Annotated in this window: 12 protein-coding genes; 2 read left to right on the plus strand and 10 right to left on the minus strand. The window is 63.2% G+C overall.

Translation table 11 applies throughout. The annotated features are described in order from the left end of the window. Positions 1–35 precede the first annotated feature (35 nt). From ACP7DE_RS02825 to ACP7DE_RS02840, 4 genes are all read right to left on the minus strand, one after another. Complete coding sequence (locus tag ACP7DE_RS02825) at positions 36–815, minus strand: uracil-DNA glycosylase (protein ID WP_426070641.1); 780 nt, start codon at positions 813–815, stop codon at positions 36–38. A 131-nt stretch (positions 816–946) separates the two neighbouring features. Further along, the gene (maiA, locus tag ACP7DE_RS02830) at positions 947–1,603 is read right to left on the minus strand and encodes a maleylacetoacetate isomerase (RefSeq protein WP_426070642.1); all 657 of its coding nucleotides are present in this window, start codon (positions 1,601–1,603) and stop codon (positions 947–949) included. Positions 1,604–1,617: 14 nt separating this feature from the next. Continuing rightward, on the minus strand, positions 1,618–2,646 hold the full coding sequence (locus ACP7DE_RS02835) for a fumarylacetoacetate hydrolase family protein (protein WP_426070643.1): 1,029 nt from the start codon (positions 2,644–2,646) through the stop codon (positions 1,618–1,620). Between the two features lie 62 nt (positions 2,647–2,708). After that, positions 2,709–3,242 (minus strand): VOC family protein, encoded by a 534-nt coding sequence (locus ACP7DE_RS02840; RefSeq protein WP_426070644.1) that lies wholly within the window; start codon positions 3,240–3,242, stop codon positions 2,709–2,711. A 138-nt stretch (positions 3,243–3,380) separates the two neighbouring features. Between ACP7DE_RS02840 and ACP7DE_RS02845 the strand changes: the two genes are divergently transcribed. Together ACP7DE_RS02845 and ACP7DE_RS02850 are read left to right on the plus strand one after the other, a co-directional pair. Continuing rightward, positions 3,381–4,346, plus strand: coding sequence for a LysR substrate-binding domain-containing protein (locus ACP7DE_RS02845; RefSeq protein WP_426070645.1), 966 nt, complete (start codon positions 3,381–3,383; stop codon positions 4,344–4,346). A 61-nt stretch (positions 4,347–4,407) separates the two neighbouring features. Next, entirely contained in the window at positions 4,408–5,010 is a 603-nt protein-coding gene (locus ACP7DE_RS02850) for a gamma-glutamylcyclotransferase (RefSeq protein WP_426070872.1), read from the plus strand. 142 nt (positions 5,011–5,152) lie between these two features. Here the strand turns inward: ACP7DE_RS02850 and ACP7DE_RS02855 are convergent, their stop codons facing one another. The 6 genes from ACP7DE_RS02855 to tssA all read right to left on the minus strand — a co-directional run bounded on the left by ACP7DE_RS02855 (position 5,153) and on the right by tssA (position 11,649). Further along, complete coding sequence (locus ACP7DE_RS02855) at positions 5,153–6,343, minus strand: PA0069 family radical SAM protein (protein ID WP_426070646.1); 1,191 nt, start codon at positions 6,341–6,343, stop codon at positions 5,153–5,155. Positions 6,344–6,423: 80 nt separating this feature from the next. Next, complete coding sequence (locus ACP7DE_RS02860; RefSeq protein ID WP_426070647.1) at positions 6,424–7,113, minus strand: tRNA-uridine aminocarboxypropyltransferase; 690 nt, start codon at positions 7,111–7,113, stop codon at positions 6,424–6,426. A gap of 95 nt (positions 7,114–7,208) precedes the next feature. After that, a complete protein-coding gene (locus ACP7DE_RS02865; RefSeq protein ID WP_426070648.1) occupies positions 7,209–8,963 on the minus strand; it encodes a methyl-accepting chemotaxis protein in 1,755 nt (584 codons plus the stop codon). 264 nt (positions 8,964–9,227) lie between these two features. Continuing rightward, positions 9,228–9,740 (minus strand): lipocalin family protein, encoded by a 513-nt coding sequence (locus ACP7DE_RS02870; RefSeq protein WP_426070649.1) that lies wholly within the window; start codon positions 9,738–9,740, stop codon positions 9,228–9,230. A 34-nt stretch (positions 9,741–9,774) separates the two neighbouring features. Continuing rightward, positions 9,775–10,569, minus strand: a complete 795-nt coding sequence (locus tag ACP7DE_RS02875; RefSeq protein ID WP_426070650.1) for a substrate-binding periplasmic protein — start codon at positions 10,567–10,569, stop codon at positions 9,775–9,777. Positions 10,570–10,617: 48 nt separating this feature from the next. Beyond that, complete coding sequence (gene tssA / locus ACP7DE_RS02880) at positions 10,618–11,649, minus strand: type VI secretion system protein TssA (RefSeq protein WP_426070651.1); 1,032 nt, start codon at positions 11,647–11,649, stop codon at positions 10,618–10,620. Positions 11,650–11,651 lie beyond the last annotated feature (2 nt).

Consider the following 11,651-nt stretch of genomic DNA (forward strand, 5'->3'; position numbering starts at 1 on the left):
CCCCGCACTTCCGCCAGACAGGCGATCATTCAAGCTCAAGCACGCAATAGTTGCATCGGGCCAAACAAGGCCTGCATGTCACGATTGCCGATAAAAGACAGATTATACGGATGTTCCGCCGTCACCTGCGGCAGCATTGCCGCCACCGGCAAGCGCTTGATGAGCTCGGCGATCTTGCCCCACAACACCAGTTGTGGCAAGGCAGCGCCGTCCTGCTGCGCCAGCGCTTCCAGCACCACTTGCAGGAAGGGCAGCCAGCCGCGCGCATCTTGCACGGGCGGCACGTGGGAACGAAACACCAGCGCCGCGTTGAGCAGCAAGAAGCCCTGCTCCGTCATCTTGCGCTGCAAGTCGGACAGTGTCTGGATCACGCCGCTGCCGACTTGCTGCGCGGCGTCCGCCACGGGCGCCATGGCCGCGCCGGACGTGTCGCCGCCCTGCAACTGGCCATCGGCCACCAGCAGCATCTTCATGAAGTTGCGCAAGGACGTGGCGCGGTTGACGGGTTTCGACAGGCCCGTCGCCGACCACAGGCTGCCGACGGCGCCATCCATGAAGCAGACGCCCGTGGCGCTCTCGGCGCGCGGATACGGCCCCTCGCCCACCAGCACATGGCGCACCTGCGCCAACGGCAGGGCAAAGGCGGCGAACAGCCGGCCCTGCGTGGGCAGGTAATCGTCAACGGCCAGCGCCGGCAGGTAGGCAGGATCGGCTGCCATCACGGCGTGCAAGCCGCGCAGCAGGATGGGACGCCAGGAAGCATGTGCCAAGGACAGGGCATCAGTGATGCTGGCAGGAACGGTGGTAACGGTCATGGCGCGTGAAGTATTTGGACAAACGCAAATTGTAGCGCACCAGCAAGCTGGCATTGACTGCCCCAAATCAATCACGCGTAAAAAAGCCCCGGCCTGCATGCTGGCCGGGGCTGCTCACTGCTTGACGCGGATCAAACTTGTTCGGCGTCAGGCTGCTGCGACGGATGGGCGGCGGCAAAGGCCGGCAAGCTGGCGCAATGCGCATGGATGCGCGCCACGCGCGGATATGGCGCCAGGTCGATGGCAAAACGCTGCGCATTGAATACTTGCGGCACCAGGCAGCAGTCGGCCATGGTCGGGCTGTCGCCATGGCAGAACAGGCCCGTACCAAAAGGGTCGCCCTGCGCCAGCAGCGCTTCCACGGCAGCCAGTCCCTCGGCCATCCAGTGGCGGTACCACTCCTGCTTGGCCTCTTCCGACAGCCCCAGGGTGTTTTTCAGGTACTTCAAGACGCGCAGATTCGTCAGCGGATGGGCATCGCAGGCGATCGCCAGCGCCAGCGCGCGCACCTTGGCGCGTCCCAGCGCGTCCGGCGGCAGCAGCGGCACGTCTGGGCGCGTCTCGTCGAGGTATTCGAGCATCGCCAGTGACTGCGTCAGGATGGCGCCATCGTCGTCAAGCGCCGGCACCAGCGCCGCCGGGTTGACGGCGCGGTAGGCGGGCAGCAGTTGCTGGCCGCCATCCTGCAGCAAATGCACGGGAATGCTGTCGTAATCGATGCCCTTTACATTGAGGGCAATGCGCACGCGGTAAGCGGCCGAACTGCGAAAATAGGTGTACAGCTTCATGGGACGCCCTCCCCTCAGGCGCGTGTGGCGCCAGCGTACAGGGCCACGGTCTGCTCGATGCTGCCGAAGATGCTGGCGCCCGCCGCGTCGCGCATCTCGATGCGCACCGTGTCGCCGAACTGCAGGTAGGCCGTTTTTGGCGCGCCGTGCTCGATGGTTTCATACATGCGCACTTCCGCCAGGCAGCAGTAGCCAACGCCACCGTTCCCGATGCTGGAACCGAACAGGTTGCCCTGCTTGTTCGACACGGTGCCCGAGCCGACGATGCTGCCGGCGCCCAGTTCGCGCGTCTTCGCCGCATGGGCGACGAGTTGCGCAAAATTGAAGGTCATGTCTTCACCCGCGTTCGGCTTGCCAAACGGCTTGTCGTTCAGGTCGACCAGCAGCGGCAAATGCAGCTTGCTGTCAGCCCAGTCGGCACCCAGTTCATCGGGCGTGACGGCGACGGGCGAGAACGCGCTGGCCGCCTTCGACTGGAAGAAACCGAAGCCCTTGGCCAGTTCGCCCGGGATCAGGTTGCGCAGCGAAACATCGTTGACCAGCATCACCAGGCGGATGGATGCTGCCGCATCCGCCACGCTGGCGCCCATGGCCACGTCGCCCGTGATGACGGCCACCTCGGCCTCCAGGTCGATGCCCCACTCTTCGGACAGGGCGAAGATCGGGTCGCGCGGGCCGATGAAACTGTCCGAGCCACCCTGGTACATCAGCGGGTCCGTGTAGAACGAGGCCGGCACTTCCGCGTTGCGCGCCTTGCGCACCAGTTCCACGTGGTTGATGTAGGCAGAACCGTCGGCCCACTGGTAGGCGCGCGGCAGCGGCGAATGACACAGCGCCGCGTCAAACGGCTGCCCGTCCGGCGCCTGGCCCGCATTCAGATTTGCGTACGCCTGTTCCAGTTTCGGCGCGACGGCGTCCCAGTTGTCGAGTGCCGCCTGCAGGGTGGGCGCGATGGCGGCCACGCGCTGATATTGGCGCAGGTCGCGGCTGACGAGGATCAGGGCGCCGTCGCGGCTGCCGTTTTTCAGGGTTGCGAGTTTCATGGTGTTCCTTGTGTGGCGTAGTGGTCAGATGGGGTCAGTCTGCAGTGTTCAATCTGCGGCGGTCAGGCTTCGGCCGGCGCGTGCATCCAGGCGGCGTGCTTCGGTGCGCGGCGCGTCTGCGACCATTCTTCCAGCATTTCCCATTTGACGGCGTCCAGTTTGGCCATCATCTCGGGCGTGCCCACGTTGGCCGCCAGTTCCAGGCGATGGCCGTTCGGGTCGAAGAAGTAAATCGACTGGAAGATGGCGTGATTGACGGGGCCCAGCACCTCGATGCCGGCGGCCACCAGGCGCTCCTTGGCGGCCAGCAGTTCCTCCATGCTGCCCACTTCCAGCGCCAGGTGCTGCACCCAGGCCGGGGTATTGCGGTCGCGATCCATGGGCGGCTGCGTCGGCAATTCAAAGAAGGCCAGCACATTGCCCTGGCCCGCGTCGAGGAAGACATGCATGTATGGGTCCGGCGCCTTGGTCGACGGCACCAGGTCTTCGGCGATGGCGAGGACGAAATTCATGTTCAAATGCTTGACGTACCAATCGACGGTTTTCTTCGCGTCGATGCAGCGGTAGGCGACGTGGTGGATTTGCTTGATTTTCATGTGGTCATTCATGCGAATTGTCTCCAATGGATGCGCTCGGGGCGCGATGGCTGGCGTGTTTTTCAACTTTTCACCATTAGAATCGAGTTACAGCTATCATACAAACAATTTTTAACTATTGATTTATCGGATTATCTTATGAGTCCCAGCCTGCGACAGATGCGCGCCTTCGTGGCCCTGGCCAAGACCGGCAGCTTTACCCTGGCCGCCGAATACCTGCACGTGACGCAGTCCGCCTTGAGCGGCTTGATCAAGGAGCTGGAAAGCGTGCTGGGCGTGCGCGTGGTCGAGCGCAGCACGCGCAAGACGCAGCTGTCGGAAATCGGCCGCGAACTGTATCCGCTGTTTGAAAAGATGATCGAGGACCTCGATGGCGCCATGGCCGGCATCGCCCAGCGCAAGGCCCTGAAAACAGGCATGGTGCGCATCGCCGCGCCGCAGATGATGGCTTGCACCCTGCTGCCGGAAGTGATCGCCGCCTACCGCCAGGCGCACCCGGACGTGCAGCTGCGCCTGGTCGACTGCCCCGTAGAGAACGTCTCGGCGCGCGTCTTCAGCGGCGAAGTCGATTTCGGCATCGGCCCCGAGCGCGACCCGACGGCGGAAATCGCCGCGCAAGTGCTGTTCGAGATGCCCTTCGTGCTGGTCTTCCCCGAGCAGCACCCGCTGCAGTACAAGGAAAGAGTCACCTGGGCCGACGTGGGAGACTACCCGTTCATTTCGCTGCAGGGGCAATTTACAGAACGCCTGCTGCGCGACATGCACGGCGCGTTTCGCGAGCTGTCGCTCAATCCCTACAATGAAGTGACCTTCATGACGACGGCACTGGCCATGGTCAGCGCCAATCTGGGCATCACGGTCTGCCTGCCGTACGCCGAACCGATGGTCAAGCTGTACCAGTTGCAGATGCGCGCCCTGCACGAACCAGAACTGAGGCGGCGCTTTTTCGTCTACACGAAGACGGGCCGTTCGCTGTCGCCGGCGGCCGAAAGCTTCATGGCCTTCCTGTTCCAGTTCGTCGAGACGCACAAGTGGAACGTCGGCGGAAACAACGGCGCACGCGATGCCCTCCCGACCGGCGGCGCGGCGGGCGCCGCTTTATAATGGCGCATCGTCCCTAGCCTCTTACGCCATGACCCAGCCTGTCCAGAACCACCTGTCTTGCATCGACGCCGCCACCATCGCCCTCAACCAGCGCATGAACAAATTCGACGGCCACGCACAAGTCTGGCTGTTCGGCTATGGCTCGCTGATCTACAAGGCCGACTTTCCCTACATCGAGCGGCGCCCCGCCAGCATCGCCGGCTGGACGCGACGCTTCTGGCAAGGCTCGCACGATCATCGGGGCACGCCGATGGCGCCGGGCAGGGTCGCCACCATCGTGCCACAGGCGGGCGCCGTGTGCGACGGCATGGCCTATTTGATCACCCCCGAAGTCTTCGCCCACCTCGACCACCGCGAAAAAAATGGCTATTTGCGCCTGGCCACCGAGATCACCTTCGACGATGGCGGCAAGGTCGAAGGCCTGGTGTACATCGCCAACGAGGAAAACGCCGCCTTCCTGGGCGCCGCACCGGAGTTGGACATCGCGCGCCAGATTGCCCGATCAAACGGCCCCAGCGGCCCGAACAGCGAATACCTGCTGCACCTGGCCAGCGCCCTGCGCGAACTGGGCAAGAGCGACCCACACGTCTTTGCCATCGAGCAACATCTGGCACAGCTCCAGACACCTACCCAGGACGACGCCGCAACGCCCTCGGGAACCTGAGACAAGACCCTGCCTCGGGGTTCCCGGACGACGGCGCGCCCTTCCCCACGACCGGCTGCACTCCCCCAGCCCCAGGCAACCGTCGCCCGCATTCCAGCGCGTAAGCGCCACCCTGCAGCATCAGCGCAGACGATGGTTTAACTTAAAACAAATCCAGCTGCCCCGCATTGCCCCCTTGCTCCCTGCCCCCCAACGGCGGCACCACCAGCGGCCGGCGGAACTGCGTGCAATCGAGCTGCTTGAAGCGGCCGCCCTTGCCGTGCAGCCCCAGCCGGTGCACGGCTTTCTCGAAACGCTGGCGGATGAGGTCAGCCCACACGCCTTCGCCGCGCATGCGCGTGCCGAACGCGCTATCGTAATCCTTGCCACCGCGCATTTCGCGCACCCGGTTCATCACGCGCTGAGCCCGTTCCGGGAAGTGCGCTTCCAGCCATTGCTGGAACAATGGACTCACCTCCCACGGCAGGCGCAGCACGACGTAATGGGCGTGGATGGCGCCCGCGTCGCGCACGGCTTCGAGCAGCTGCTCGATTTCCGGTTCCGTGACAAATGGAATGATGGGCGCGATGCTCACGCCCACGGGAATGCCCGCCTCCGTCAGGGTGCGGATGGTGCGCAGCCGCCGCGCAGGGGCGGCCGCGCGCGGCTCCAGCGTGCGCGCGATGGCGGGATCGAGGGTGGTGACAGTGACGGCCACGGCCGCCAGGCGCTTGGCCGCCATGGGTGCCAAAATGTCGATATCGCGCTCGATCAGCGACGATTTCGTGATCAGCGCCACGGGATGCTCGCACTCGCGCAACACTTCCAGCACGCGCCGCGTCAGTTGCCGTTCGCGTTCGCACGGCTGATACGCATCGGTATTGACGCCAAGGGCGATCGGTTCGGGCACATACGACGGCTTGGCCAATTCCTGCCGCAACAGTTCGGGCGCGTTCACCTTGGCGTAGATGCGGCTTTCGAAGTCCAGGCCCGGGGACAGGCCCAGATAGCTGTGCGTGGGACGGGCAAAGCAATAGATGCAGCCATGTTCGCAGCCCCGGTACGGGTTCAGGGACACATTGAAGGGCAAATCGGGCGAGGCATTGCGCGTAAGGATGCTGCGTGCCTGCTCGTCGCTGACCTGCGTTTTCCAGCCCGGAGCAGCCTCCTCTCCGGCGGCGTCCTCCAGGCCGCCCGTGCTCCAGCCATCATCAAATCCGGCGCGCGCATGCGCCTCGTAGCGCCCTTGCAAGTTCGACACGGCACCGCGCCCCTTGTGGGCTTTCAGCGATTGCGGCGGCAACATGGCTTGCCCGGCGAAGCTGTCATCGTGCTCTGGAATGATTGCTTTCATGAACGGCCCCATTAACTGTATATACGTACAGTATACTATGCCGCTATGCGGGCAAGATCAAGGGTTCGCGTGATGCCGTTTCACGCTTTTTCAGCATGCGGCATGACATAACTCAACTGCTGCGCGACAAAGCCGTCAAATGCCGCGATCAAGGGAACGAAACGGGGCGCGTCCTGCTCCAACTGCATCAAGGCATAACACGTCGCTTCCAAAGTCGATAACTGGTCCGGCGCATGCGCTTTGCGGATCAGGTAATGGGAAGCGGGCGTATCGCGCAGGGGCAGGCGCGGCAGTTGTTGCAACGGGGGATTCAAATATAGCATCTTGCGGCTCTTGCGCCAGGTGGCGTCCAGCACCACCAGGCGCAAGCGGGCAGGATCGAGCAAGATGGCAGGGTCGAGCGCAGGCGGCGGCGCGATGCCCAGCGAACGGTCGCCAGGCGTATCCGGGTACAGCAGCACGTTGTGCTTGTCGGCCAGCAATTCGGCAAGGATGTCGGGTGCAAAATGCTCGCCTGTCAGCAGTTGGCTGTTGGACAGGCTCAGGTGCAACAAGCGGGCACTGCCCTTGGCGTTGTGGACTTCCAGCGGATGTTGCAAGAGCACTACCTCCACCGCGTGGGAAACGGGAGCGATCCAGCGGCAGATGCAACTGGTGGCGGCGCGCAGGCAGATCGGGCAGCGCTCGCGTTTGGGCGCTTCGGCGTGGGAGGGCAATGCAGAGGTCTGGCTGGAGGTGCTGGAGGTGCTGGAGGTGCGGCTGGTGGTCATGGCGGAGCGCGGGCGCGGGATTCTTCAAGCCGCGATTGTAGCGCCCGCGCCATGCCAGCGGGAATGGCCGAGTGAGGGGCAGCTTAAAACAACGCTTAAAACTCTTCCCACTCGTCGGCGCCGGAAGCGACCGCTGTCCGCGGCTTGCTGGTATGCACCGTGTTCAGTTTCGCTGCCTTGACGGGGCCGCTGGCGGAGCGGGCGACGACAGTGGGGGCGGAGGTGCGCGCAGCAGCGGTCACGGTGCGCCTTGCGGCAGGCTGACCTGCGGCGGGTCGGGCGGACACGCTTGCCGGGACATATTGCTGCGTGGCGTCAAGCTTGAATACCCCCACCACGTCGGCCAGCTTGGCTGCCTGTTCCTGCATGGATTCGGCTGCCGCAGCCGCCTCTTCCACCAAGGCCGCGTTTTGCTGCGTCACCTGGTCCATCTGGCCGATGGCCTGGTTGACTTGCTCGATGCCGGCGCGCTGCTCATCGCTGGCATCGGTGATCTGGTTCATGATCTGCGTCACGTGGCTGATGCTTTGCACGATCTCGTCCATGGTGCGACCCGCCTTGTCCACCAGTTGCGAACCGGCCTCGACCTTTTGCACGGAATCGTCGATCAAGCCCTTGATTTCCTTGGCCGCCGCGCTGGAGCGCTGCGCCAGGTTGCGCACCTCGGAGGCCACCACGGCAAAACCGCGACCCTGTTCGCCGGCCCTGGCCGCTTCCACGGCCGCGTTCAAGGCCAGGATATTCGTCTGGAAGGCGATGGCGTCGATGACGCTGATGATGTCGACAATCTTACGCGAGGAATCGTTGATCGAGCCCATGGTGCAGACCACTTCCGACACCACCACGCCGCCCTTGCTGGCGATCTGCGAGGCGTTGATGGCCAGTTGGTTGGCGCTGCGCGCATTCTCGGCATTGAGTTTCACGGTCGAGGTCAGCTCTTCCATGGAAGACGCCGTCTCTTCCAGCGAGCTGGCCTGCTCTTCCGTGCGCGACGACAAGTCCAGGTTACCGGCAGCAATTTCGCTCGACGCCGTGCTGATCGATTCGGTGCCGGTGCGCACCTGGCCCACAATACTGACCAGTTTATCGTTCATGTTTTTCAGCGCATGCATCAGCTGCCCCGTTTCATCGCGGCTTTCCACCACGATATGGCTGGTCAGGTCGCCAGCGGAAACGGCTTCCGCCACTTCGACGGCGCGCGTGATGGGACGCGTGATCGAACGCGTGATCCAGTATGCGCAGGCGATGCCCAGCAAAATGGCGACCGCGCCCAGCGAAATCAGCAGCAAACGGCCGTTTTCGTAACGCGACCGGATTTGCACAGCCGCTTCATCGAGCAATCTGGCTTCCAGCACTTCCAACTTCTTCAGCGCCGCCAGGTAAATGTCGCGCTTGGCTACCATGTCGCCTTCGTACAGGCGCTTGCCCAGTTCCAGGTCGCCCGCATTCTTGGCCTTGAACACATTTTTGCGCACTTCCGTGTAGGCCTTGCGCGTGCTCAGCACCTCCTGGTACAGCGCCTGTTCTTCAGCGTTCAGCTCGCTCTTGCCGATATCGTTCTGGATTTCCGTGGCGCGGGCGGACGAGACCGCCATTTCCTTTTCAAACTGTTTCTGGTGTTCCGGGTCGCTGACTTTCCAGGCGGCCGCCGTGCGCGCCGCATTCACCTCGATGACCTTGGTCCACTCGGCAATCAGGCGCTCATTGCGCACCTTGACGTTGACCAGTGTATCGGTTTCCTTGCTGGCGCTTTGCATCTGCACGATGCCCACCACGGTCAGGCTCGTCAACAGCAGCAAGACGGCGGCAAAAGCGCCACCGAGACGGACGCCGATTTTGAGGTTTTTCATTGCGTGATTCCTATCTGAAAAAAACAATGCACAGACGCCACGAAACCGACCTGCTGCTACGTACCAATATAGCAGGCATCTGCCGTGCGGCAATCACGAGCGGCGACGCGACACTACCCGCGTCACCAGAATAGCAGCACGCCGCAGCGCACCACTTTGGAGCAGATTGTGAGTGAATCAGGATGGTATTGCAAGAAATAACATGCAGAGAAGCAACAATTTGAAGGCGCGATGCCGCCACGAACAGGCGGCAGCCAAGCAAGGTCAGTTTTGCTTCACATAGATCAATTTTGACGTATCGAAACCCAGCCCCCGCGCTTTCTCGACCAGGCGCTGCTGCAAGGCAGGGTCCATGGTGGGCGTGCGCGACAGCAACCACAAGTATGACTTGTCGGGGCCGCTGATCATGGAGTAGCTGTAATCTTGCGGGTCCAAATCAAACACGATGTAGGAACCATAGAAGGGGCCAAAAAACGACACTTTCAGGTAGCCCACGTCTTTCTTGTCCACGAAATACGCCTTGCCTTCGGCTTCCTTCCACTTCGCGTCCGCGTCCTTGTAGCCGCGATTGAGCACTTTCAGGCCGCCATCCTGGCGCAGGCTATAGTCGGCCGTCACATGGCTGAGGCCCCGTTCGAAGGAATGGTCGAGGCGCGCGATCTCATACCACTTCCCAAGATAGCGGGTCGTGTCGAAGTTACTGACGGGATGAATATTCTCGGGCCGGCCAACACAGCCGGCCAGCACGAGCACACACAGGAACAACAGTTTTTTCATGCTCTTCTCCATAACTGAAATCAGGGTAGCAACGTCAGGGTAGCAATGCACGGTCGACGATGCGGCGGATCGCGCCACTATGCTGCATGCGCACGATGGCGGCATTGAATTGCTCGATAAAGTCATCGCGATAAGGGTAGGTGGCCGGCCGGCGCGCCGTAAAGCCCAGGTGACCCTGCTGGCTGGCCAGTTGCGCGGTTTCCTGTATCGCCTGGATCGCCTGCATCGGCGTGCCCGCCGGCCCTACACGCCGGATGCGCTGCAATTCCCACTGCGCCGACAGGCGGTCGCTGACATAGCAATCGATGCGCCCCCGCATCAGCTTGAGCAGATTCGTGCGCGTGCCCTTGGCCGGGTCGAGCACGATTTTTTCGGCGCGCAAGGACGCCGTCAGCGCCGCATCGCCAAGCAGGAAACCCGCGTTCACGCCGATGTGCAAACCACCGTAATCGGCGGGCCACTGCCGCAGCGCACGCCTGGCCAGCACGTCCTGGTTGCACAGCACCACCAACTGCTCCATCAGCAGCGGCACGGAATAGCGCACATGCGGCCGTTCGCTGCGCCACGAATACGGCGGATACAGGGCGAACGCCTCGCCCGTCTGCAGCATCAACAGCCCCCGCTTCCATGGCACGGGACGCAGCTGCACCGCATACTGCGGCATCGATTGCACGGCGACACGCACGATCTCCGTGTAAATGCCTTTCAGCTGGCCATGCTCGACGTAGGAGTACGGCGGATAATCGTCGTCGCCATAGATCACCAGCGGCGTCGCAGGCCCGGCCTGCGCGCTGGCAGCGATAAACAGGCATAGCGTGGCAGGCAACATGAGCATTCTAAGCATGCCCAAAGATTAGCATGGAAGCGCCAACAGCGATCACCCGTTCGCGCTGTTCGTCCCCAGCATCTCGTCGAGCTGCGCCAAGGTGCCCGAGTCCTTCACGACGGCGCGCAGCCACAGGTGCAACGGCAGCTCGCCCCAACTGGCGGCCTTGTCGGCCAGATACGCGACGGGGCTGTGCGGCTCGGTGCGACGGAAAAAATCGGCCACCTGGCGCAACTGGGCCAGTGCCTGCTGGCGCTGCACGATGGCGCCCCCGCCGTTGCTGGTGCCCTGGCCAGCGGCGGGCGGCGCGCCGGCAAAGTCCACGCCAGATGGCAGCGGCGCAATAAAATGAATGACGTTTTCCAGCGCTTCGCGCGCGGCGCGAAAACTCGGGCCATCGGCGCCGAAACGCGCATCGACGCTGCGTTCGAAGGCCAGCAGCGACTGCATGCAGTATTGTGCATCGGCCAGCAATGCGTCGGAAAAGGCGCGTGTATTCCTTTGCCGCGCCGCCTCCATCTGCGCCAGGGTCGCCCCTTCGTCGTGGCGCGCATCGCCCCAGCCCTGTTCCGCTGCACCCTGTGCCAGGCTGGCCGCCGCGCGCTGGCGCGCCGCATCGAAATCCTGCAGTGAAAACAGGCCATCGGCGCCATCGGTCAGCGGGATCTCGCGCAGCAGCTGCGGCGTGCGCGACAGCAGCCAGAAGACATTGCCGATGCGCTGTTCCTGGTCGCCCTCTTCCGCCGGCGGGTACAAACCATCCCAGTAACGTTCGCACAGGCCGGCCAGCAGCGCGTAGCCATCGCCCAGGCCACGCAAGTGGCGCGTTTTCGCGTGCGCCTCGGCCAGCCACACGGCCACGCGCAAATCCTTGCTGCACGCTGCGATCAGCTGTTCGCATCGCGTCGCCACGAAAGGCCAGTCGGCCTCCTTCAGCGCCGTTACCCACTCGCCCTGGTCCAGGCTGGGATCATCGTGCTGGCGCGCACGCGCGATGGCGTCGAGCTCCTGGCTGAAAGTGATGTCTTCGCCGCAGGGACTGACGGCGCTGACGGGGTGCAGCAACTGCTCCAGATTGAACATGG

The sequence above is a fragment of the Janthinobacterium sp. DSP2-3-3 genome, from assembly GCF_049897325.1.
Taxonomy (GTDB): Bacteria; Pseudomonadota; Gammaproteobacteria; order Burkholderiales; family Burkholderiaceae_D; genus Janthinobacterium.